Below are 21736 nucleotides of genomic sequence, written 5' to 3'. Positions count from 1 at the left end.
CGGGGGGGGCCGCGCCGCGGCGGGGCCCGGCCGGGCCCCCCCCCGCGCGCCCCCCCGCCCCGGCCCGTCGGGAGCGCAGGACCTTCTCCTCGACGGCGTCGGACGACAGCACGGTTCCGATGATCCCGAGGTCCGCTCCCGCGCTCCGCGCCACCTCCCGCACCACGTCGACGTCCTTGCGCATCAGGTCCGCCAGCCGCTCCGCGACCGCCTCGACCGAGCCCCCGCGGGCGACGACATCCAGCGCGCGACTGGCCCCGCTGCCGTGCTGGAGCGCCGCGAGGAGCACCTTCTCGTCGATGCCCAGCGAGCCCGCGACCCGCACCGCGTCGACCGCGAGACCGACCTGCGCCACGAACAGGGCGTTGTTCACGAGCTTGACCCGCTGCCCGTTCCCGGCCGGCCCCACGAACACGACCGGCGCGGCGTACGTCTCCAACAGCGGCCGCGTTTCCTCCAGTCGGGACTCGTCCCCACCGACCCACAGGGTGAGACGCCCGGCGGCGATGTCGTGCGGACCGCCGGAGAGCGCGGCGTCGAGCACGCCGACCCCGCGCTCCGCGCCCGCCCCGGTGAGCAGGTGGGCGGTGGCGGGGGAGGAGGTGGTGTGCTGGACGAGCGTCGCCCCCGGCCGCATGGCCGCGAGGGCGCCGTCCGTGCCGAGGCACACCGCTCGTACCTGCTCGTCCGTGAGGACGACGACGAACACCGCGTCGGCGTCTCGGACCGTCGCCCGGACCGTGCCGGCCGCGGTGAGCCCGGCCGCGCGGACAGCCGCGCGGGTCTCCGCTCGGCGCGCGTGGACCGTGACGTCGTGCCCGGCGGCCGTCAGCCGGTCGACGATCGGCCGTCCCATCCGGCCCCACCCGATGAACCCGATCTTCACATCTGCTCCAAGCGACTGGAGTCGGCGGTGGGCGCCGGGTGCCGGCGGAGATCCGCGGCACCCGGCGCCCACCGGTGTCGGTGTCAGCGACGTTCGTCCCGGAACACCTTTCCGCCCTTCATCACGAACCGGACGTCCGTCATCACGGAGATGTCCTCCAGCGGATCGCCCGGCACCGCGATCAGGTCGGCGAGCAGCCCGGGCGCGATCCGGCCCCGGTCCTGGGCGTCGATGAGTTCGGCCGCGTTGACGGTGGCCGCCTGAAGCGCCTCCAGGGGAGTCATCCCGCGGTCGACCAGGGCGATCAGCTCCTGGGCGCCCCGGCCGTGCGGAATAGCCGGCGCGTCCGTGCCCAGCGCCATCCGGACACCCGCCTTGCCGGCCCTGGACACCACGGTCTTGGCCCGGGGGAAGATCTCGGCGGCCTTCTCCACCAGTTCGGGTGCGGAGTGGGACATGTCCATCCCGTCTATGAGCGCGGTGGTCGGCACCAGGAAAGTGCCCCGCTCCGCCATCAGCGCGATGGTGTCGTCGTCGAGCAGGAAGCCGTGCTCGATGCAGTCGATGCCCGCCTCCACCGCCGAGCGGACGGCGTCGGCCCCGTGGGTGTGGGCCGCCACCTTCAGGCCGCGCCGGTGGGCCTCGTCGACGATCGCGCGCAACTCGTCGTCGGAGTAGTGCTGCGCGCCGGGGGTGCCGGTGTGCGACATCACGCCCCCGGACGCGCAGACCTTGATGAGCCGGGCGCCGTGCTTGATCTGGTAGCGGACGGCCTTGCGCACCTCGTCGACGCCGTTGGCGATGCCCTCCTCCAGGGAGAGGGTCATGATTCCGGGGGCGTACGCGGCGAACATCGTGGGGTCCAGATGGCCGCCGGTCGGTGTGATGGCGTGCCCGGCCGGCACGATGCGGGGGCCGTCGATCCAGCCGGCGTCGATGGCCTTGGCCAGCGCGACGTCCAGCAGATAGCCGCCCGTCTTCACGAACAGGCCGAGGTTGCGGACCGTGGTGAAGCCCGCGCGCAGGGTCCGCCGGGCGTTGCCCACCGCGCGGAGCATCCGCAGCGGGGGATCGTCCTGGACGGGGGAGAACGCGAGCGTCTCTCCCCGCCCGCCCATCAGGAGGTTGACCTCCATGTCCATGAGACCGGGCAGGAGGGTCACGTCACCGAGGTCGAGAACCTCGTTCTCGCCGCCGGCGGCACCGGTCTCGCCGCCGCCCGCGATGTGCTCGCCGTCGACCGTGACCAGGCCCGGTGCCGCCAACTCGCCCGTCTCCACGTGCAGTACACGCGCCGCTTTGAGCGTGAGCACGATCTGTCACACCTTCGGTTCGACGACGAGGTCCATGTAGGCGGCCCCGCTGTCCGGCACCCGGGCCTGCTTCCAGACCTCGACCGGGAACGACACGTTCACCAGCGAGAACATCAGGAGCAGCAAGTTGCGCTCCTGCTCCGGGAGTTGGGAGAGCGGGAACTGGTCGAGGTGGTCGGAGGCCTGTTCCAGGAGCGGGAACGCGGCGTCGTAGAAGGCCTGCATCTCCTCCATGGAGCTGGCCAGGCGCTTGCTGTAGCGGTCGCGCTCGGACTCCAGGACCCACTCGCCGAACGGTTCGAGTGCCGCGAACTCACTGGGCAGCATCGGTGTGCTCCTTGACGTAGTCCGCGACCGTCTTGTGCAGATGGCGGAGCAGCAACTCCTGGTCGCAGAGCGGGAATTCGGTGACGACCCGGCTCTTGAGCATCGTCTGGGTGGCCTCCAGCGTGTTGCCGTCCTGGAGCGCGTACTCCTTGAACGTCACCGCCGCCAGCTCCTGCTTGAGCCGCTCGCGCGCCGTCTTGGCGGGCACGAAGTACAGGTTGGCCTCGAAGATGTGCCGGTCCACCGCCGTCGGCCAGTAGTGGTACGTCAGGTACCAGCCGGGCTTCCAGATCAGCAGGGTCATGTTGGGGAAGAACTCGAAGGAGTCGTTGCCCCACGCGCGGTGTCCGCCCGGGTTGAGGCCGGGGGGCAGCGGGTCCAGGCCCTCGATGTCGGGAGCCTCCCACGGCCCGAACAGGCCGCTGCGCAGGACGCGTTCGATCGGCTTGACGATGCTCAGGTCCTTGGGCGGGGACATGCCTCCCCAGGAGGAGATCATCGAGTGCGGGGGGTGGATCTCGTAGTGCAGCGCCTCGTAGCCGACGTTGAAGAGCTTGTCGGCCTCGTCCTTGACGGCCTGCTTCATGTGCAGGACGGGCGCGTGGTAGAACTCCGCGAACGCGTCGATGAACAGCTTCCAGTTGCTGCCGATCTCCGCCTTGTACGTGAAGACCTCGGTCATCTCGTGGAAGGGGTAGCCCTCAAGTCCCTTGGCGAACTCGCCCAGATACTCCTTCAGCGGCTGCGCGTCCGGGTCGAGGTTGACGAAGACGAACCCCTCCCAGACCTCGCAGCGCACCAGCTTGAGGCCGTAGTCCGCCTTGTCCAGGTCGAAGAACTCCTTCTCCTGCTGGACGAAGGTCAGTTCGCCGTCGAGGCCGTAGCGCCAGGCGTGGTACTTGCAGGTGAACTGGCGGCAGGTGCCCTTGACCTCCTCGCCCGGGTAGTCGTTCCACACGAGTTTGTTGCCGCGGTGGCGGCACACGTTGTGGAAGGCGCGGATCTCCTTGTCCTTGCCCCGCACGATCACCAGTGAGGTGTCGGCGACGGCCAGCTCCTTGGTGAAGTAGCTGCCGACCTTGGGCAGTTGCTCGACCCGGCCGACGTTCAGCCAGGTCTTCTTGAAGATCGCTTCCTTCTCCGCCTCGTAGTACGCGGGGTCGATGGAGTCCTCGTAGTTCACCGGGCTGGTGCCCAGCTCGGGGTAGTTCTCGGTCCAGCTCCCGGCCGCCGGCTTGGCGAAGTGTGGCATGGGATCACCCCTCTCGCTTGTGAGAATACCATTCTCGTTTAGGGAAACTGAAGTTCTCTTCCGAGATCACGGGATCGAGTTCCACACCGAAGGTGTTGAGGGCCATCGTGAGCATCGTGTAGGCGCCGACGGTGAACACCAGGTCCATGAGCTGCTGTTCGTCCAGGTCGGCGGCGAGCGCCGCGTAGGTCGCGTCCGACAGGCCCGAGTCGGCGTCGAGTTCGTCCACCGCCCGGTTGAGCAGGGTGTCGGCGCCGGTGCGGACCTCCTCGATCTCCTCCTCCGTCACCCCGTGCTTCCGGCCGATCAGCACATGGCTGGCCCACTCGTATCTGCTGCCCCGCCGCCAGGCCACCCGCATCACGGCCAGCTCGCGCACCCGCACCGGCAGGGTCGTCGTGTTGAGGTGCATGTTGAACGTCAGGAACGCCCGGGCCAGGGCCGGATGCCGCTGGAAGATCCCCAGGACGTTGGCCTCCGGCAGCTTGCGGTGCGGGTTGATGACCGAGAACAGGTCGTGGTCCCACTCGTCGTACGGCACCGGGGGGATGCGGACGCCCGGGTCGCGGCCCGGTCCGCCGTTCTCGCTCATGTGTTCCGCCCGCCGTTCACGCCCAGGATCTGGCCCGTGATGTATCCGGCCTCCTCGGACGCGAGGAAGGCGACGGCCGCCGCGATGTCGTCGGGGCGCCCGACCCGTCGTACCGGAGTGCGCTGGATGTGCTCCTCGACCGTCCCGCCGAGCAGTTGGCGCTCCTCGGAGCGGCGCAGCATGGGGGTGTCGATGAAGCCGGGCGGCACCGCGTTGACGGTGATGCCCTGCGGGCCCAGCTCCAGGGCCAGCGCCTTGGTCAGTCCGTTGACGGCGGACTTGGCGGCCACGTAGTGCGTCATGAACGGCTGGCCGGAGTGCGCGCTGGACGAGGAGATGTTGACGATCCGGCCCCAGCCGGCGGCCACCATGTCCGGCAGGACCGCCTGGACGCAGTGGAAGACGCCGTTGAGGTTGACGTCGACGACCCGCTGCCAGGCCTCGAAGGTCAGGTTGGCGAAGCGCTTGTAGCCCTCCATCCCCGCCGCGTTGACCAGGACCGTGACCGGGCCGAGCCGTTCGCGGATCTCGGCCAGGGCCTCGTCCACCTGGGCCCGGTCGGAGACGTCGGCCTTTCGGGAGAAGCCCCGGTCGGTCGGGTTGAGGTCGAGGGTGGCGACCTGGAGACCGTCGGCCTCCAGGCGCTCCGCGATGGCCCGTCCGATGCCGGAGCCGCCGCCTGTGACGAGGGCTGTCCTCATGCCGGAACCCCCTTCGTCTCGATCATGAAAATCTCCCTTCCAGATCTGAGAAGCGTATTCTCGTCTCCGGTGCTTCCGGAAGTCCCGCGCAGGCGGGGGCTGTGCACCGCACTCCGTGCATCTGTCAGCCATCGGTCAGGATGACATTCTCGCTTCCGGATGGTTGATTCGCGTATAGCGAGAATGTAGTTTCCGCTTCATTGGAGCAAGCCGCCCATCCATGCGAGGAGAACAGGATGCGGTTCCAGGACAAGGTGGCGATCGTCACCGGAGCGGGACAGGGAATCGGCGAGGACTACGCCCGGGCGCTGGCCGCCGAGGGAGCGCGGGTCGTGGTCGCGGACATCAACGAGGAGCAGGGGCAGCGGGTCGCCAAGGAGCTGGACTCCGCGCTCTTCGTCAAGGTCGACGTCGGCGACCCCGCCTCGGCCGACGCGCTGGCCGCCGCCACCGTCGCCGAGTTCGGCCGCATCGACTACCTGATCAACAACGCGGCGATCTACCACAGCATGCGGCGCGAGGGCCTGACCACGGTCGACCTCGACTACCTCAACCGCTTCATCCAGGTGAACCTGCTGGGCGCCCTGTACGTCACCCGGGCCGTCGTCCCGCACCTGGGCGAGGGCGCCGCGATCGTCAACCAGTCCTCCGCCGCCGCCTACATGGCCAGCGGCTACTACGGCCTGGCCAAGATCGGCATCAACCACCTCACCGCGTCGCTGGCCGCCGAACTCGGCGGCCGGGGCATCCGCGTCAACGGCATCGCACCCGGCCCCACCGACACCGAGGCCACCGCCACCGTCGTACCGGTCGAGTTCCAGCAGCGGATGACCCAGGCCCTGGCCATCAAACGGATGGGCACCCCCGGCGACCTGACCCCGACCGTGCTCTTCCTGCTCTCCGACGACGCCGGCTGGCTGACCGGACAGACCATCAGCGTGGACGGCGGACAGGTGGTGCGGCTGTGACCCGACTGCTCATCAACGGCGAACTGGTCGACGGGCAGGGGACGTTCCCCTCCCTCAACCCCGCCACCGGCGAGGTCTACGGCCACGCCCCCGAGGCCACCACCGCCCAGGCCGAAGCCGCCGTGGCCGCCGCGCGGACCGCCTTCGACACCACCGCCTGGTCCACGGACGTACAGCTGCGCATCCGCTGCCTCGACCAGCTGCACCAGGCGCTCCTCGACCACGCCGAGGAACTGCGCGAGCTGACCATCGCCGAGGTCGGCGCGCCCCGCATGCTCACCTACGGCCCCCAACTCGACGACCCCGTCAAGCTGGTGCGCTACTACGCGGACCTGCTGCGCAAGTACCCGCTCACCGAGGAGCTGGGCGAGGTCGAGATCCGCGGCCAGCGCCACCGCCGCTGGACGGAGAAGGAGGCCGTGGGGGTCGTCACCGCGATCACCGCGTACAACTACCCCAACCAGCTCGCCCTGGCCAAGCTCGCCCCCTCGCTCGCCGCCGGCTGCACGGTCGTCCTCAAGGGCGCCCCCGACACCCCGCTGACCACCCTGTTCCTCGGCCAACTCATCGCCGAGCACACGGAGTTCCCGCCGGGTGTGGTCAACGTCCTCACCTCCTCCGGTGCCGACGTGGGAGAGACGCTCACCACGCACCCGGACGTCGACATGATCACCTTCACCGGTTCCACCGCGACCGGCCGCCGCGTGATGGAGGCGGCGAGCCGTACGGTGAAGAAGGTCTTCCTCGAACTCGGCGGAAAATCCGCGATGATCATCCTCGACGACGCCGACTTCGCCACCGCCGCGATGTTCGCGGCCGGCACCATCTGCTCCCACTCCGGACAGGGCTGCGCGCTCACCTCCCGGCTGCTGGTGCCCAGGGAGCACCACGACGAGATCGTCGAGAAGGTGGCCGCGGGCCTCGCCCGCATCCCGCTCGGCGACCCCGCCGACCCCAAGACCTTCGCGGGCCCGCTCATCAGCGAGGTCCAGCGCGAGAAGGTCGACGGGATGGTGAAGCGGGCCGTGGCGGCGGGAGCGACCCTCGTCACCGGCGGCGAGAAGGTCGATCCCGGCTTCTTCTACAAGCCGACCCTCCTCACGGGCGTCGACCCGGACAGCGAGATCGCCCAGGACGAGATCTTCGGCCCGGTCCTCGTGGTCATCCCCTACGACGACGAGGACGACGCCGTACGCATCGCCAACAACTCCGTCTTCGGTCTCTCCGGAGGCATCCAGAGCGGTGACGACGAGCGGGCCGTCGCCCTCGCCCGCCGGATCCGCACCGGCACCTTCAGCGTCAACGGCGGCAACTACTTCTCCGCCGACGTGCCGTTCGGCGGCTACAAGCAGTCGGGCATCGGCAGGGAGAGCGGACCCGCGGGACTTGAGGAGTTCCTGGAGACCAAGTCCTTCGCGATCGTGGTGCGGTCATGATGCCCCTCGACGGGATCCGCGTCCTCGAAGTCGCCATGTACGGCTTCGTGCCCTCGGCGGGAGCCGTCCTCTCCGACTGGGGAGCGGATGTCATCAAGGTCGAGCACGCCGTCACCGGCGACCCGCAACGCGGCCTCCGGCAGACCGGCACCATGCGCGTCGAGGGCGACCCCAACCCCAACGTCGAGCACTCCAACCGCGGCAAGCGCAGCCTCGGCCTCGACATCTCCAAGCCCGAGGGCAAGGAGGTGCTCTACGAACTCGCCCGGCACGCCGACGTGTTCCTGACCAGCTTCCTTCCCGGCCACCGGGACAAGTTCGGCATCGACGTCGACGACATCCGTACCGTCAACCCCCGCATCGTCTACGCCCGAGGCAGCGCCTTCGGACCGCGCGGACCGGAAGCGGGGAAGGGTGGCTACGACATGACGGCGTTCTGGGCCCGCGCCGGCACCGCCGCGAGCATCACGCCCGAGGGCACCGACGGCATCATCAACCCGCCGTCACCGGCCTACGGCGACACCATCTCCGGCACCAACCTCGCCGGAGGCATCGCGGCGGCGCTCCTGAAGCGCGAACGCACCGGCGAACCCTCGGTCGTGGACGTCTCCCTGCTCGGCAGCGGACTGTGGGCGATGGGCCACGCCACCGCGCTCTCCCTGCACCTCGGCAAGCCCTGGATCCCGCCGCCCGTCGGCACCCACGGCTCCGTCGCCAACCCCCTGTCCGGGCTGTACGAGACCTCCGACGGCCACCACCTGGCGTTCGTCATGATGCAGCCCGGCAAGTTCTGGGCCGATGTGTGCCGGCACATCGACCGGCCCGAACTCGTCGACGACCCCCGCTTCGACACGGCCGAGCATCTCGTGGCCAACACGGCGGAGGCCGTCAAGATCCTGCGCGAAGTCATCGCCACCCGCACCCTCGCGGAGTGGAGCCGGCGCTTCGCCACCCTCGCCGGGCCCTGGGCCCCGGTGCAGGACTCCCTGCAAGTGGGCGACGACCCGCAGATCAGAGCCAACGAGTACCTGCTGCCGGCCGGAGAACTCGAACTGGTCAGCAGCCCCGTGCAGTTCGACGTGGCGCCGCCTCAACTCGGCCCCGCACCCGAGTTCGCCGCCCAGACCGAGGAGATCCTCCTCGAACTGGGCCTCGACTGGGACCGCATCCTCGCGCTCAAGGCGGCCGGCGCCGTCACCTGACCACCCGACAGCGGGACTCACATTCTCAACGAGGAGAACCGATGAGACGCTTGCTCATCCCCGCGCTCGTCCTGGCCCTCGCGGCCGCGGCCGGATGTTCCGGCCGCACCAAGTCCGCGGACACCAGCAGCCCTTCGACCACCGGAGCCGCCGACACGGCGAGCGCCGACTTCGGCTCGCTGAAGTCCGTCTGCGGCAAGGGCACCGCCAAGTCCGTCACCAGCCAGGGCGTCACCAGCTCCGACATCAAGGTCGGCGTCTTCACCGACGTCGGGTTCACCAAGAACCCGGAGTTCGAGAACGCGGCGAAGGTCTTCACCTCCTGGTGCAACGCGGCCGGCGGCATCAACGGCCGCAAGATCACGCCCGTGACGCACGACTCGGCGCTCATGCAGGTCAACCAGCAGATGATCTCGGCCTGCCGCACCGACTTCTTCGAGGTGGGCGGCGGCGCCGCCCTCGACGGCCTCGGCGTCAAGACCCGGCTGAAGTGCCTGCTGCCCGAATTCCCCGCCCAGGTGACCTCCGAACTCGGCGCGGACCTCCAGGTGCTGACCCAGGGCGCCTCGGTCGGCTACTCGCCCTACGCCGGCTACTACTCCTGGCTGCTCAAGGAGGCGTACCCGGCCTCGGCGAGCGGTATCGGCATCATCTCCGGAGACGTACCCATCACCAAGGCACTCTCCGCCCAGGACGGGGAGACCCTGGTCGCGATGGGCGGCAAGGTCACCTACTCGGACCTCTACCCGGCCCAGGGTGTCTCCGACTGGACGCCGTACGCCCAGTCCATCAAGTCGAAGAAGGTCAAGGGGCTCGTCTTCCTCGGCGACTTCACCCAGTTGTCGAAGCTGGAACAGGCGCTCACCAACATCGACTACAAGCTCGACTGGATCGACGCCAACAACAACGCCTACGGCCCCGCCTTCCTCAAGCTGGCCGGTACCGCGCTGGGCACCCAGACCAACTTCGCCTCCATCGACGGCACTTACCCGCTGGAGAAGGCCGACGAGAACCCGGCGACGAAGCAGATGGTCGCCCTGTTCAAGAAGTACGCGCCCGACGCGCAGATCACCCTGCCCGCCGTGCACGCCTTCTCCGCCTGGCTGTTGTTCGCCACCTCGGCCCGCGACTGCGCCGAGCTGACCCGCAGCTGCGTCCTGGCCAACGCGAAGAAGCAGACCGAGTGGACCGGCGGCGGACTCCAGGCTCCGGTCGACCTGGCATCGCCCGACCAGCCGGTGAAGTGCTTCAACGTCGAGAAGGCCACCACCAGCGGCTGGGTGCCCGCCGACTTCAAGCCCACCGACGGCGCCTACCGGTGCGACGCGCCCGCCTACAAGTTCAAGGGGAACTACGGCAAGCCGCCGACCCTGGCCGACGTGGGCAAGTCGCTGTCCGACCTCAAGTAACCACGCCACACCCCCCGTTCACCAGGCAGGAAGGAAGGACCGTGAAGGTACGAGTCGACCCGGAGCGCTGTCAGGGCCACACGCTCTGCGCGATGCGCGCACCGGACACCTTCGAACTCAGCGAGATCGACGGACACTCCTCGGTGGTGGCGGAGGAAGTCCCCGCCGACCAGGAGGCGGACGTCCGCGAGGCGGTCCTGTCCTGCCCGGAGCGGGCGATCTCCCTCATCTCCTGACCCCCCACGTCATCCACCGAGCAGGAGAGGACTCCGCATGACCACGGAAGAAGCGGCCGTCGACGACGACGGTGGCCGCAAACACCACCTGGTGCACTTCGACCGGCACACCCCCGACTACCGCGACCGGTTCGAGGACATCACCCACGAACTCCACGGCACCTGCCCGATCGCCTGGACGGAGGCCCACGGCGGCCACTGGGTCGCCAGCGGCAACCGCGAGGTGTTCGAACTCGCCAGGTCCGCCGAGTTCCTCTCCAACGACCACGACGTGAAGGGGGAACGGCGCGGCTACAAGGGCATCTCCATCCCCCCGCCGCCCCGCGCCCGCGAGGCCCAGGGCGGCTTCCTGGAGATGGACCCGCCCGACCAGCGGCACTACCGGCAGACCCTCAACCCGTATCTGTCGCCGGCCGCGATCCAGCGCTGGATCCCGTTCGTCGACGAGGTCGTGCGCGCCAGCATCGACGAGAAGATCGAGTCCGGGTCCATCGACTTCGTCGACGACCTCGCCAACATCGTCCCCGCCGTACTCACCCTGGCGATGATGGGCATCCCGCTGGAGCACTGGACCATCTACAACGAACCGGCCCACGCCTCCGTCTACACACCGCCCAACTCACCCGACATGCAACGGGTGCTGGAGCTGAGCCGCAAGATGGGCATGGACCTCATGGCCCAGCTCGCGGAGATCCGCAAGAACCCCCGCCCCGGTCTGGTGGACGCGCTGGTGCGCGCCGACATCAACGGCCGCAACCCGGACGACGGCGAACTCCTCGGCGTCTGCGCCCTGTTGATCGGCGGCGGCTTCGACACCACCACCGCGCTCACCGCGCACTCCCTGGAATGGCTCTCCCAACACCCGGAGGAGCGCGCCCGGTTGAGCAGGGACCGCAAGACCCTGCTGGACTCCGCGACCGAGGAGTTCCTGCGCTTCTACACCCCGGCGCCCGGCGACGGCCGTACCATCACCGCCGACTGCGAGATCGCCGGCACCCGGTTCAAGGAGGGCGAACGCCTCTGGCTGTCCTGGGCGATGGCCAACCGCGACCCGTCGGTCTTCCCCGACCCGGACCGCATCGACATGGAACGCAAGGGCAACCGGCACAGCAGCTTCGGCCTCGGCATCCACCGCTGCATCGGCTCCAACGTCGCCCGCACCGTGTTCAAGCGGATGGTGACGGCCGTCCTGGACCGCATGCCCGACTACGCGTGCGAGCCCGCGGGCGCCGTGCACTACGAGACCATCGGCGTCATCCAGGGCATGCGCCACCTCCCGGCCACCTTCACCCCGGGCCCGCGGCTCGGCGCCGGACTCGACGAGACCCTCGCCGAACTCCAGAAGGTCTGCGACGAACAGCGCCTCGCCGAACCGGTCACCGTCCGCAAGTCCACGGCCCGGATCGACACATGACGGACACTCAGCGCCCCGGCCCGGTGATCACGGAGGAGAACGCCTTCTTCTGGACCTCCGGCGCGGACGGCCGGCTGCGGCTGACGGAGTGCGGGTCCTGCGCGGCCCTCATCCACCCGCCGCAGCCGGTCTGCCGGTACTGCCACGGCCACGACATGGGCGTCCGGGCCGTCTCCGGCCGCGCGACGCTGATCGGCTTCACCGTCAACCACCGCTTCGCCCTGCCCGGCCTGCCCGCACCGTACGTGGTCGCGCAGGTCGCGGTGGAGGAGGACCCCCGGGTCCGGCTCACCACCAACGCCGTCCAGTGCGAGCCGGACGAGCTGGAGTTGGGCATGCTGATGGAGGTCGTCTTCGAACAGGTCGAGGACGCCTGGCTGCCCCTGTTCCGCCCGGCCGCCGACCGGCCACCGCCCCGCCCACTGCCGCTCGGCGAGGAGGAGACCCTTCAACTGCCGCGCCGCGTACGGCCGATGGTGACCACCGAGAAGTTCGAGGACAAGGTCGCGATCACCGGAGTGGGCGCCTCCGAACTGGGGCGCCGTCTGCTGGTCCCGCCGATCTCCCTCACGGTCCAGGCCTGCGAACGCGCCATCGCGGACGCGGGACTCACCGCGGCCGACATCGACGGCCTGGCGACCTACCCCGGCCCCACTCCGCACGGCGGGTTCAGCGAGGGCGGGGTCACCGCCCTGGAATCCGCCCTCGGCCTCGAACCCACCTGGTACAACGGCGGCGGAGAGACCTTCGGCCCCGGCGGTTCACTGGTCTCCGCGATGCTCGCCGTCGCCGGCGGCCTCGCCCGCCATGTGCTGTGCTTCCGTACGGTCTGGGAGGCGTCGTACGGCGAACTCGTGCGGCGCGGACGCATCGCGCAGGACCCGCCGCGCCAACTCGACGGCTGGATCAAGCCGTTCGGCGGCATCTCGGCGGCACACACCCTCGCCCAGAACGCGCAACGCCACTTCCACCGCTACGGCACCACCCGCGAGACCCTCGGCTGGATCGCCCTCAACCAGCGGGCCAACGCGGCGCTCAACCCCACGGCGGTCTACCGCGACCCGCTCACCATGGACGACTACCTGGGCGCCCGCCCCATCACCACACCCTTCGGCCTCTACGACTGCGACGTGCCCTGCGACGGCGCGGTCGCCGTGATCGTGTCGGCCGTGGACACCGCCCGCGACCTGGCCCAGCCGCCGGTCTTCGTCGAGGCCGTCGGCACCCAGCTCCTGGAACGGCTCGAATGGGACCAGAGCACCCTCACCCACGAGCCCCAGGTCCTGGGCCAGTCGGCCCACATGTGGTCGCGCACCACGCTGCGCCCGCAGGACGTCGACGTGGCCGAACTCTACGACGGCTTCACCTTCAACTGCCTGTCCTGGCTGGAGGGGCTGGGCTTCTGCGGGATCGGCGAGGCCAAGGACTTCCTGGACGGCGGCAAGAACATCGCCCGGGACGGCGTACTGCCCCTGAACACCCACGGCGGACAGCTCTCCCACGGCCGTACCCACGGGCTGGGCCTGGTCGAGGAGGCGATCGTCCAACTGCGCGGCACGGCCGGGCCACGGCAGGTGCCGGGCGCGCGGATCGCCGCGGTCAGCACCGGCGGCCTCGCCCCGAGCGGTGTGCTCCTCCTGCGGGCGGACGGATGAACCCACGCACCACGGAGGTCGGTTCGCACGTCGTCGACGTCGACGGCATCCCCATGTCGGCGCTGCTGTGCGAGGTCCCCGAACCACGCGCGGTCCTCGTCGCGCTGCACGGGGGAGCCGTGACCTCCCGCTACTTCGACTACCCCGGCCGGCCCCGCCTGTCCCTGCTGCGCACCGCGGCGGCACTCGGCTTCACCACCGTCGCCATCGACCGTCCCGGATACGGGAGTTCGGCCCCGCACGGCGCGGGCATGGCCTCCCCCGCGCGACGCGTCGACCTCGCCTACGGAGCGGTGGACCGGCTGCTCGCCTCCCGGCCGCGCGGAGCGGGACTGTTCCTGTGGGCGCACTCGATCGGCTGCGCGCTGGGCGTCGGCATGGCGGGCGACGAACGGCGCGGCGACCTGCTCGGCCTGGAGATCGCCGGCACCGGACGCCACCACGCGCCCACCGCCGTCGAGATCCTGGACTTCAGACGGCGCGACCCGGCCGAGCCGAGGCCGCCCGGACCCGGACTGCGCGACCTGCTGTGGGAGCCCTCGCGGCTGTACCCGGCCGAGGTCGTCGGCGCCGCCCCCATCCAGTCGCCGGGCCCGCCGTACGAGGCGACCGTGGCGCGCCGCTGGCCGAAGGAGTTCGCCGAGGCCGCCGCCCGCGTGCGGGTCCCCGTGCACTACACGCTCGGCGACCACGAGCGGGTGTGGCGCTCGGGGCCCGAGGCCATGGCCGACATCGCGGGACTGTTCACCGCCTCGCCCCGGGTCGTCACCGACGAACAGGCCGAGAGCGGCCACAACCTGAGCATCGGGCGCACCGCGACCGGATACCACCTGAAGATCCTCTCGTTCGTCGAGGAGTGCGTCCTTGGCCAGGAGGACGACGGGATCGACCGTCTGCCGAGGAGGGCCGGATGAGTGACGCCGACAACGCCGTACTGCTGCTCGTACGCGTGGCCGTCGGACTCGTGATGATCATGCACGGGCTGAACCACTGGCGCGGCGGCGGCCGGATCGCGGGCACCGCCCGCTGGTTCACCGGTCTCGGCCTGCGGCAGGGGGTGCTCCAGGCGTGGATGAGCGTGCTCACCGAGGTCGGCGCGGGCCTGTTGCTGGTCCTCGGCCTCCTCACCCCGCTGGCCTGCGCCGCCGTGATCTCCGTGATGCTGGTGGCCGGCCTGCTCGCCCACCGGCCCAACGGGTTCTTCGTCTTCAAGGACGGCTACGAGTACGTCCTCACCCTCGCCGTCGTCGCCCTGGCCCTCGCGGTCCTCGGCCCCGGCCGCTGGTCCCTCGACCACGCCGCCGGTGTCGGGTCGACCGGCTGGACCGGTGGAGGGATCGCGCTCGCCGTGGCCGTCGTGGCGACCGGGGGACTGCTGGGCACGTTCTGGCGACCGGAGCCGAAGGCGGCCACGGCGGAAGCGGCGGCCGACGACACCCCCGAGGACGTCGACCAGGAGGCCCGCTGATGCGCGTCGGATTCATCGGGCTGGGCAACCAGGGCGCCCCCATGGCACGCCGGATCATCGAGGCGGGCCACCCCACGACGCTCTGGGCGCGCCGCCCGGCCACCCTCGCCGCCTTCGCGGACACCGGAGCGCAACGGGCCGCGTCCCCCGTCGAACTGGCCGCGGCCAGCGACCTGGTGTGCGTCTGTGTCGTCGACGACGCCGACGTCGAACAGGTCGTCACCGGCGAACAGGGCGTACTGACCGGCCTGCGCCGGGGCGGAGTCGTCGCCGTGCACAGCACGATCCACCCCGACACCTGCCGGCGGCTGGCCGAACGCGCCAAGGTCCACGGCGTGTCCGTGGTCGACGCACCGGTCAGCGGCGGCGGACGAGCCGCCGCGGAAGGCCGGCTGCTGGTGATGGCGGGCGGCGAGTCCGGCACGGTCGCCTACTGCCGCAAGGTGTTCGAGACCTTCGGCGACCCCGTCGTCCACATGGGCCCGCTCGGCTCGGGACAGATCGCCAAACTCCTCAACAACCTGCTGTTCACCGCGAACCTGGCGACCTCGGCCGACACGCTCGCGCTCGCGCCGCGGTTCGGCATCGACCGCGCCGCCCTCGCCGAGGTCGTGCTGCACGGCAGCGGGGCGAGCTTCGCGCTCGACCGGGTGAAGGCCGGCGGCGGCAGCCTGGACCGACTCGCGGAGCGCGCCGGACCGCTGCTCCACAAGGACGTCAGGCTGCTGGCCGACCTCGCCGACACGGCGGGCGCCCCGACCGGCACCGTACTGGCGGCGGCCGACGGGGCCCTCGCCCAGATGGGACAGGAGCGCCTCACCGGCCCCGCAAGTCCCGCTCCACGAAAGTGAAAACGACCTTCTTGCGACTAGAGAAGATTGATATCGTCGCTCGTCGTCAGACTGGTGACGGAAGGGAACCGTGCACACCGTGAAGGACTTCGAGGCGATCGACTTCTTCCAGGACGACGAGGTCGTCGCGGACCCCTATCCCTATCTGGAGGCCATGCGCGGCAAGTGCCCGGTGCTGCGCGAACGCCATCACGACGTGACGATGGTGACCGGGTACGACGAGGCGATCCAGGTCCTCAACGACGCCGACACCTACTCGTCCTGCCTCTCCGTCACCGGGCCCTTCCCCGGGTTCCCGGTCCCGCTCGACGGCGACGTCGACGTCAGCGCGCTGATCGAGCAGTACCGCGACCGGCTCCCGATGAGCGACCAGCTGCCGACGCTCGACGCGCCGCTGCACACGGACCACCGCGGACTGCTGATGCGGCTGATCACCCCGAGGCGCCTCAAGGAGAACGAGGCGTCGATGTGGCACCTCGCCGACGCCCAGCTGGACGAGTATCTCGCCCCGGGCGAGGGCGACTTCATCTCGGGGTTCGCCGGCCCCTTCACCCTGCGGGTCATCGCCGACCTGCTCGGCGTGCCCGACGAGGACCGCAACTCCTTCGTCGAAGGACTCGAACACCAGCCGCGGGGCGGCATCGGAAGCACGGACGGCGAGGTGGCGTACTCGCCGCTGGAGTACCTGTACGGGCAGTTCTCGGCCTACGTCGAGGAGCGCCGGCGCGCACCCCGCGAGGACGTGATCACCGGTCTCGCCACCGCGAAGTTCGCCGACGGCTCGACCCCCGACGTCGCCGACGTGGCCCGCGTCGCCACCAACCTCTTCGCCGCGGGCCAGGAGACCACCGTCCGGCTGCTGAGCAACGCCCTCAAGCTGATCGCCGAAGACCCCGAATTGCAGCGGCTGTTGCGCACCGAACGCGACCGCATCCCGAACTTCATCGAGGAGACGCTGCGCACCGAGAGCCCCATCAAGGGCGACTTCCGGCTCTCCCGCGTCCCCAGCACGGTGGGCGGTGTCGACGTCCCCGCCGGCACCACCCTCATGGTCCTCAACGGCGCCGCCAACCGCGACCCGCGCCACTTCGAGGACCCCGAGACCTTCGACCCGGCCCGCGCCAACGCCCGCCACCACCTCGCCTTCGGCCGCGGCCCGCACACCTGCCCCGGCGCCCCGCTGGCCCGCGCCGAGGCCCGCGTGGGCATCGAGCGCATCCTCGACCGGACGACCGACATCAGGATCTCGGAGCGCGCGCACGGACCCGCCGAGGCACGGAACTACCGCTACCTGCCGACGTACATCCTGCGCGGGCTGACCCATCTGAACCTGGAGTTCACGCTCACCGAGGAGTCCGCGCGATGAAGGCCTCCGTCGACCCGGACCGCTGCCGGGGCCACGGAATCTGCTGGTCGATCTGCCCCGAGGTGTTCGACCTGACCGACGACGGATACGCCGAGGTCCTGCTGCCCGAGGTCCCCGCGGAGCATCAGGACGCGGTCCGTTCGGCTCTGGGCAGCTGCCCGGAGCGTGCGATCACCCTGAGTTGAGGAGAACAGGCACATGCCCAAGGGCTACGTGATCGTGACCGAGGCCATCAAGGACCCGGCCGGGATGGCCGCCTACGGCCGGGCGGCGGGTGCGTCGATCGTCCAGGCCGGCGCGTCCGTCCTGGCGGTCGACGCCGGGCCGGAGGTCCTGGAGGGCGAATGGCACGGCGACCAGACCGTCATCCTCGAATTTGAATCCGTGGAAGCCGCGCGGGCCTGGTACGAGTCGGCGGAGTACCAGCGGGCGAAGCCCCTGCGGCACGCCGCGGCCGAGTCGCACGCCGTGCTCGTCACCGGCTTCGAGATGCCCTCTCCGGGCGCCTGAGATGGAACTGTCCTGCGGCCTGCCGCCGGGCCCGGACTTCACGGAACTCGTCGTGCTGGCCGAGGAGTTGGGCTATTCCCGGGCGTGGATCCACGAGTCGGCCCCGGTGTGGGAGGACCCGTTCGTCCATCTCGCGCTGGCCGCCGGACGGACCACGCGCATCGGCCTGGGCGCGGCCGTCCTCGTGCCCGAGCAGCGCTCGGTGATGGCGATGGCGTCCGGGATCGCGACGATCGCCCGGGTCTCGGACGGACGCTTCCGGGCCTGCTTCGGCACGGGCTTCAGCGCCCGTCTCGCCATCGGCCGACGCCCCATGCCGATCACGGCGCTCGGCGAGTACGTCCGGGCGCTGCGCGGCCTGCTCGCGGGCCGTACCGTGACCGTGGACGGCCGCCCGGTCCGCATGCTGCACGCGGCCGACCGGGCCGCCGCCCGCCCCCTGGACGTCCCCCTGTGGCTCAGCGTGTTCGGCCCCCGGGGCGCGGCGCTGGCCGGTGAGGTCGCCGACGGTGTCATCGGGCCGGTCCATCCGACGCTGCCGACCGCCACGATCGTGTCCGGGACCGTGCTCGACCCCGGCGAGGACCGGGGATCGCCCCGGGTGCGCGAGGCGATCGGCCCACGACGACTCGGCGCCTGGCACGGTGCCTACGCCACGCACGGTGCCGAGGCCGTGGACGCGCTGCCGGGCGGCGCGGCCTGGCGGAAGGCGCTGGAGGCGCTGGCGCCCGAAGGCGAACGCCATCTGCTGGTCTTCGAGGGCCATGACACCGAACTCACCGAACGCGACCGCGAACTCCTCCCGTACATCGACGTCGACTCGATGGTCGCGGAGGCGTCCGGCATCGACGCCCAGCTCGCCTCGCTCGCCGCGAGCGGATTCCAGGAGATCGTCTACACGCCCTCCGGACCCGACGTGGCACGCGAACTGCGCGCCTTCGCCGCGGCCCACCGGCCGGCCGCCCGCTAGACATCCCGTCCCGGATGGCCGGAAGGGTCGCCCCACCGCCACGGCAACCGTAGGGTCACCACCGTGTTGCCGAGGTGGAAGGGGTTCTCAATGACGACGACCCGACACGAGGAGATCCTGGTGGCCGCGCTCGCGGTGTTCGCCGAGCGCGGCTACAAGAAGGCATCCATCGACGCCGTCGCCGAGCGGGCCGGGCTGACCCGCCAGGGCGTCCTGCACTACTTCCCGAGCAAGAAGCGGCTGCTCCTGGCCCTCGTCCAGCTCCGCGAGGACCTGGCCCGCGAACACCTCGCCGCCCTCCACGCGGACGCCGGCAAGGACCTGCCCGGGCTGCTCGCCGAGGTCATCACCTACGACCACAAGAACCCCGGTCTCGCCCAGATCCACAGCGTCCTGGTCGCCGAGGGGGTCACCGGCAGCGACGAGGCCCAGCGGTTCTGTCACGACTACTACCGGTCGATCCGGGACCACACCGTCGGGCACCTCACCGCCCTCTACGGCGACCGGCTGCCCAGCGGACTGACTCCCCGGGCAGCCGCCACGGCCGTGGTCGCCATGCTGGAGGGGGTCCAGCAGCAGTGGCTGCTCGACGGGGAGCAGACCGACTACCCGGAGATCGTCCGCGAGGTCATGGGCGTGCTGCTGGGGCCCAGGCCTGTATGAAATCGGCCATCGCCGTGACGCTCTCGGGATGCAGGCTCACCGCGTCCGGTCGCACCCGGAGATCCACGGTGACACCGGAGCGGGCCGCGCGGGCGGCGAACGACAGCGAGTCGTCCAGCAGCGGATCGGTCCCCGCCACCAGGAGCTGGATCGGCGGCAGCCCGTGCAGATTGGCGTGCAGCGGGCTCAGCAGCGGGTTGGTCCGGTCGGCGCCGGCCGCGAACCGGGCCGCGTGCAGCCGCAGTTCGTCGAAGTCGAAGCCGGGGTCGGCGGCGGCGTTGAGCAGCAGACTCGGCGCGTCCAGCGTCAGGTCGAGCAACGCCGAACTCAGCACCGCGCACTCCGGCTCGCGCGCCCCCATGTCCCGCAGCCGTACCAGCAGGGAGGCCGCGAGTCCGGCCCCCAGCCGCTCACCGGCCAGCGCCACCGGGCCGCGGGCCTGGCAGGAGCCGTACACGGCGTGCACGTCGTCGAGCGCGCCCGGGAACGACGACCGGTAGCGCGGGCAGACCACGACCGCCCCCGTGCGCAGCGCGAGTCGCTCGGCGAGGTCCACCGCCGACTCGGGCGAACCCGACAACTGCCGGTCCCCGTGCAGATACAGGATGACGAGATCGCTCGGGTCCGGCGGCCGGACGATCGGCCCGACCGGACTCGACTCGACCCGCACCCGCCCGTCGTCGGCCCCCGCCCGAGCCGTCCGGGCTCGTACGTCGGTCAGGTCCGCGCTCGCTCCGGTCGCCCCAACTCGTGTGTCACCCACGGGACATCACCCTCTCCGCTGCCTGCCAGTGCTCGTCGGACACCCAGAGCCGGGCGAAGGCGCGGGCCGCCTCCTCCTCCGGGACGGCTCCGCTCATCACGCGCTTGATCTCCCGCGCCGGGTTGGTCGCCAGCGACCGGGCCAGGGTGCGCCAGCCCTCGGCGAACTCCGCCCGGGGCAGCACCAGATCGAGCAGTCCGACCCGCTGCGCCTCGGCCGCGCCGAGCACGGTCCCGGCGCCGGCGAGCATCAACGCCCGTCCCCTGCCGACCAGTCGGGCCAGCCGCTCGGCCCCGCCCCACGCCGGCATGATGGCCAGGGCCGTCTGGTTGAAGCCGATCCTGATGTCGTCGGCGGCGACCCGGATGTCGGCGGCCACCGCGACCTCGGCGCCGCCGCCGAACGCGTGCCCGTTCAACGCGGCGATCACCGGCCCGGGGAAGTCCGCGATGCGGTCGCAGATCCCCCGCATCCGCAGGGCCATGGCCATGGCGTCCTCCTCGGTCCGGATCGTGCTCAGCTGCTTGAGGTCGCCGCCGGAGACGAACGCCCGGTCGCCGGCGCCCGTGACGACCAGCGCCTTGGCGCCCGAGGCCGCGTCGAGCACCTTGTCCAGTTCGTCCATCGTGGTCGGCGCGATGGCGTTGCGGGCCTGCGGGCGGTCTATGGTGATGACCGCAAGACCCTCGTCGAGTTCGAGATCTACGTCCATGGCCTCAGTCCTCGTATACGACAGTGACGTGCGGCGCGGTCGGCTCGCCCTGGCAGGTCAGGACCCAGCCCTCGGCGATCTCGTCCTCGTCGAGCGCGTTGTTGACACGCATCTTGGCCTCGCCTTCGGTGACTTGGGCGATACAGGTGGCGCAGTTGCCGGCCTCGCACGAGAACGGCGGGGCCAGACCTGCCCGACGCGCGCTCTCCAGAAACGTCTCGCCGGAACGCTGGGCGAGCGTGTGCCGCCTGCCGGAGAGCACGAGCGTGAGCGTCCCCTCCCGCTCGGGGGTGTCCGCGGGCGGTGGATCGGCGGCCTGCGCGAACCGCTCGACGAAGATCCGCTCCGGGGCGACGCCGTGGGCGAGCAGCGCGTTCTCCACCAGCTCCATGAAGGGCGCGGGCCCGCAGAGGTAGAAGTCCGCGTCCGTGTCGCCGCCCGTGAACTCCCGTATCCGCTCGGGCGTGACGAAGCCCTCCCGGTCGTCGAGATGGTGCCGGACCTCGAACCGTCCGGGGTGGCGCCGCGCCAGCTCGTCCAGCGCGGGGCCGAAGATGACGGCGTCCGCGTCCCGGTCGGCGGAGAGCACCCGCACCGGGCGGCCGGTGCCGGCCAGCGCGGACTTGGCGAGCGAGAGGACCGGGGTGATCCCGCTGCCCCCGCAGAACGCCACCACCGGCACGGCGCCCGCCGGGTCCGTGCCCGTCCGGCCCGCCTCCGCCCCGCCGTCCTCCCGCAGACAGAACACCCCTGCGGGCAGCGTCGTTTCGAGGACGTCACCGGGGGCCAGATGGTCGTGCATCCAGTTGGACACCAGACCGCCCGGGACCCGCTTCACCGTGGTCATCAACTCGGCGTCCACCTCCGGCGAACTGGACATCGAGTAACTGCGCAGCGTGCCGCAGGCCTTGATCGTCACGAACTGGCCCGCCCGGTACGGGAAGGGCGCGTCGAGTACGTACGTCCGGGTGTCGGGCGTCTCCTGGATGATCCGGGTGATCCGGACCGGGTGGAACCCGTGGTCTCGTCCCATGTATGGAAT

General features: G+C 70.8%; 24 protein-coding genes. 15 read left to right on the top strand and 9 right to left on the bottom strand.

The window, feature by feature from the left end; translation table 11 throughout:
- The 6 genes from ACIQPR_RS23540 to ACIQPR_RS23515 form a co-directional block, all read right to left on the bottom strand.
- The coding region (locus ACIQPR_RS23540; RefSeq protein WP_403651380.1) for an NAD(P)-dependent oxidoreductase at positions 1-886 on the bottom strand (886 nt) is incomplete at its 3' end.
- Positions 887-969: 83 nt separating this feature from the next.
- A complete protein-coding gene (locus tag ACIQPR_RS23535) occupies positions 970-2199 on the bottom strand; it encodes an amidohydrolase family protein (protein ID WP_403651378.1) in 1230 nt (409 codons plus the stop codon).
- Positions 2200-2205: 6 nt separating this feature from the next.
- The gene (locus ACIQPR_RS23530) at positions 2206-2526 is read right to left on the bottom strand and encodes a hypothetical protein (RefSeq protein WP_403651376.1); all 321 of its coding nucleotides are present in this window, start codon (positions 2524-2526) and stop codon (positions 2206-2208) included.
- Complete coding sequence (locus ACIQPR_RS23525; RefSeq protein WP_403651374.1) at positions 2513-3778, bottom strand: aromatic ring-hydroxylating dioxygenase subunit alpha; 1266 nt, start codon at positions 3776-3778, stop codon at positions 2513-2515. Before ACIQPR_RS23525 ends, ACIQPR_RS23530 begins: the two co-directional genes overlap by 14 nt.
- Before the next feature lie 4 nt (positions 3779-3782).
- A complete protein-coding gene (locus tag ACIQPR_RS23520) occupies positions 3783-4370 on the bottom strand; it encodes a carboxymuconolactone decarboxylase family protein (RefSeq protein WP_403651372.1) in 588 nt (195 codons plus the stop codon).
- On the bottom strand, positions 4367-5071 hold the full coding sequence (locus tag ACIQPR_RS23515) for an SDR family NAD(P)-dependent oxidoreductase (RefSeq protein WP_403651370.1): 705 nt from the start codon (positions 5069-5071) through the stop codon (positions 4367-4369). The genes ACIQPR_RS23520 and ACIQPR_RS23515 overlap by 4 nt, the downstream gene beginning before the upstream one ends.
- A 236-nt stretch (positions 5072-5307) precedes the next feature.
- Here ACIQPR_RS23515 and ACIQPR_RS23510 point away from each other — a divergent pair, with 236 nt between their 5' ends.
- The 15 genes from ACIQPR_RS23510 (at position 5308) to ACIQPR_RS23440 (ending at position 19219) form a co-directional block, all read left to right on the top strand.
- Positions 5308-6039: an SDR family oxidoreductase gene (locus ACIQPR_RS23510; RefSeq protein ID WP_403651368.1), complete on the top strand. Its 732-nt coding sequence runs from the start codon at positions 5308-5310 to the stop codon at positions 6037-6039.
- Positions 6036-7475, top strand: coding sequence for an aldehyde dehydrogenase family protein (locus ACIQPR_RS23505; protein ID WP_403651366.1), 1440 nt, complete (start codon positions 6036-6038; stop codon positions 7473-7475). The genes ACIQPR_RS23510 and ACIQPR_RS23505 overlap by 4 nt, the downstream gene beginning before the upstream one ends.
- On the top strand, positions 7472-8677 hold the full coding sequence (locus ACIQPR_RS23500; protein ID WP_403651364.1) for a CaiB/BaiF CoA transferase family protein: 1206 nt from the start codon (positions 7472-7474) through the stop codon (positions 8675-8677). Before ACIQPR_RS23505 ends, ACIQPR_RS23500 begins: the two co-directional genes overlap by 4 nt.
- Before the next feature lie 41 nt (positions 8678-8718).
- On the top strand, positions 8719-10086 hold the full coding sequence (locus tag ACIQPR_RS23495; protein WP_403651362.1) for an ABC transporter substrate-binding protein: 1368 nt from the start codon (positions 8719-8721) through the stop codon (positions 10084-10086).
- A gap of 41 nt (positions 10087-10127) precedes the next feature.
- Positions 10128-10322: a ferredoxin gene (locus ACIQPR_RS23490; protein WP_019069976.1), complete on the top strand. Its 195-nt coding sequence runs from the start codon at positions 10128-10130 to the stop codon at positions 10320-10322.
- 37 nt (positions 10323-10359) lie between these two features.
- Complete coding sequence (locus ACIQPR_RS23485) at positions 10360-11736, top strand: cytochrome P450 (RefSeq protein ID WP_403651360.1); 1377 nt, start codon at positions 10360-10362, stop codon at positions 11734-11736.
- Positions 11733-13391 (top strand): thiolase C-terminal domain-containing protein, encoded by a 1659-nt coding sequence (locus ACIQPR_RS23480; protein ID WP_403651358.1) that lies wholly within the window; start codon positions 11733-11735, stop codon positions 13389-13391. Before ACIQPR_RS23485 ends, ACIQPR_RS23480 begins: the two co-directional genes overlap by 4 nt.
- Positions 13388-14305 carry an alpha/beta hydrolase gene (locus ACIQPR_RS23475; RefSeq protein WP_403651356.1) on the top strand — a complete coding sequence of 306 codons (918 nt, stop codon included), beginning with the start codon at positions 13388-13390 and terminating at the stop codon, positions 14303-14305. Before ACIQPR_RS23480 ends, ACIQPR_RS23475 begins: the two co-directional genes overlap by 4 nt.
- Positions 14302-14859 (top strand): DoxX family protein, encoded by a 558-nt coding sequence (locus tag ACIQPR_RS23470; protein ID WP_403651354.1) that lies wholly within the window; start codon positions 14302-14304, stop codon positions 14857-14859. Before ACIQPR_RS23475 ends, ACIQPR_RS23470 begins: the two co-directional genes overlap by 4 nt.
- Positions 14859-15710: an NAD(P)-dependent oxidoreductase gene (locus ACIQPR_RS23465; RefSeq protein WP_403651352.1), complete on the top strand. Its 852-nt coding sequence runs from the start codon at positions 14859-14861 to the stop codon at positions 15708-15710. The genes ACIQPR_RS23470 and ACIQPR_RS23465 overlap by 1 nt, the downstream gene beginning before the upstream one ends.
- A gap of 70 nt (positions 15711-15780) precedes the next feature.
- The gene (locus ACIQPR_RS23460; RefSeq protein WP_403651350.1) at positions 15781-17076 is read left to right on the top strand and encodes a cytochrome P450; all 1296 of its coding nucleotides are present in this window, start codon (positions 15781-15783) and stop codon (positions 17074-17076) included.
- Positions 17073-17261 (top strand): ferredoxin, encoded by a 189-nt coding sequence (locus ACIQPR_RS23455; protein ID WP_403651348.1) that lies wholly within the window; start codon positions 17073-17075, stop codon positions 17259-17261. The genes ACIQPR_RS23460 and ACIQPR_RS23455 overlap by 4 nt, the downstream gene beginning before the upstream one ends.
- A 13-nt stretch (positions 17262-17274) precedes the next feature.
- The gene (locus tag ACIQPR_RS23450; RefSeq protein WP_403651346.1) at positions 17275-17586 is read left to right on the top strand and encodes a DUF1330 domain-containing protein; all 312 of its coding nucleotides are present in this window, start codon (positions 17275-17277) and stop codon (positions 17584-17586) included.
- Position 17587: 1 nt separating this feature from the next.
- The gene (locus ACIQPR_RS23445) at positions 17588-18556 is read left to right on the top strand and encodes an LLM class flavin-dependent oxidoreductase (protein ID WP_403651344.1); all 969 of its coding nucleotides are present in this window, start codon (positions 17588-17590) and stop codon (positions 18554-18556) included.
- Between the two features lie 90 nt (positions 18557-18646).
- On the top strand, positions 18647-19219 hold the full coding sequence (locus ACIQPR_RS23440; RefSeq protein WP_403651343.1) for a TetR/AcrR family transcriptional regulator: 573 nt from the start codon (positions 18647-18649) through the stop codon (positions 19217-19219).
- Here the strand turns inward: ACIQPR_RS23440 and ACIQPR_RS23435 are convergent.
- The 3 genes from ACIQPR_RS23435 to ACIQPR_RS23425 are packed head-to-tail and all read right to left on the bottom strand — an operon-like array spanning position 19185 to position 21727.
- A complete protein-coding gene (locus ACIQPR_RS23435) occupies positions 19185-19982 on the bottom strand; it encodes an alpha/beta hydrolase fold domain-containing protein (RefSeq protein WP_403651341.1) in 798 nt (265 codons plus the stop codon). The genes ACIQPR_RS23440 and ACIQPR_RS23435 overlap by 35 nt on opposite strands.
- On the bottom strand, positions 19975-20694 hold the full coding sequence (locus ACIQPR_RS23430; RefSeq protein WP_403651339.1) for an enoyl-CoA hydratase/isomerase family protein: 720 nt from the start codon (positions 20692-20694) through the stop codon (positions 19975-19977). The genes ACIQPR_RS23435 and ACIQPR_RS23430 overlap by 8 nt, the downstream gene beginning before the upstream one ends.
- Positions 20695-20698: 4 nt before the next feature.
- Positions 20699-21727: a 2Fe-2S iron-sulfur cluster-binding protein gene (locus ACIQPR_RS23425; protein ID WP_403651337.1), complete on the bottom strand. Its 1029-nt coding sequence runs from the start codon at positions 21725-21727 to the stop codon at positions 20699-20701.
- Positions 21728-21736 lie beyond the last annotated feature (9 nt).

This window comes from Streptomyces sp. NPDC091280 (assembly GCF_044768565.1).
Classification (GTDB): Bacteria; Actinomycetota; Actinomycetes; order Streptomycetales; family Streptomycetaceae; genus Streptomyces.
This window is presented reverse-complemented; position numbering and strand designations above follow the sequence as displayed.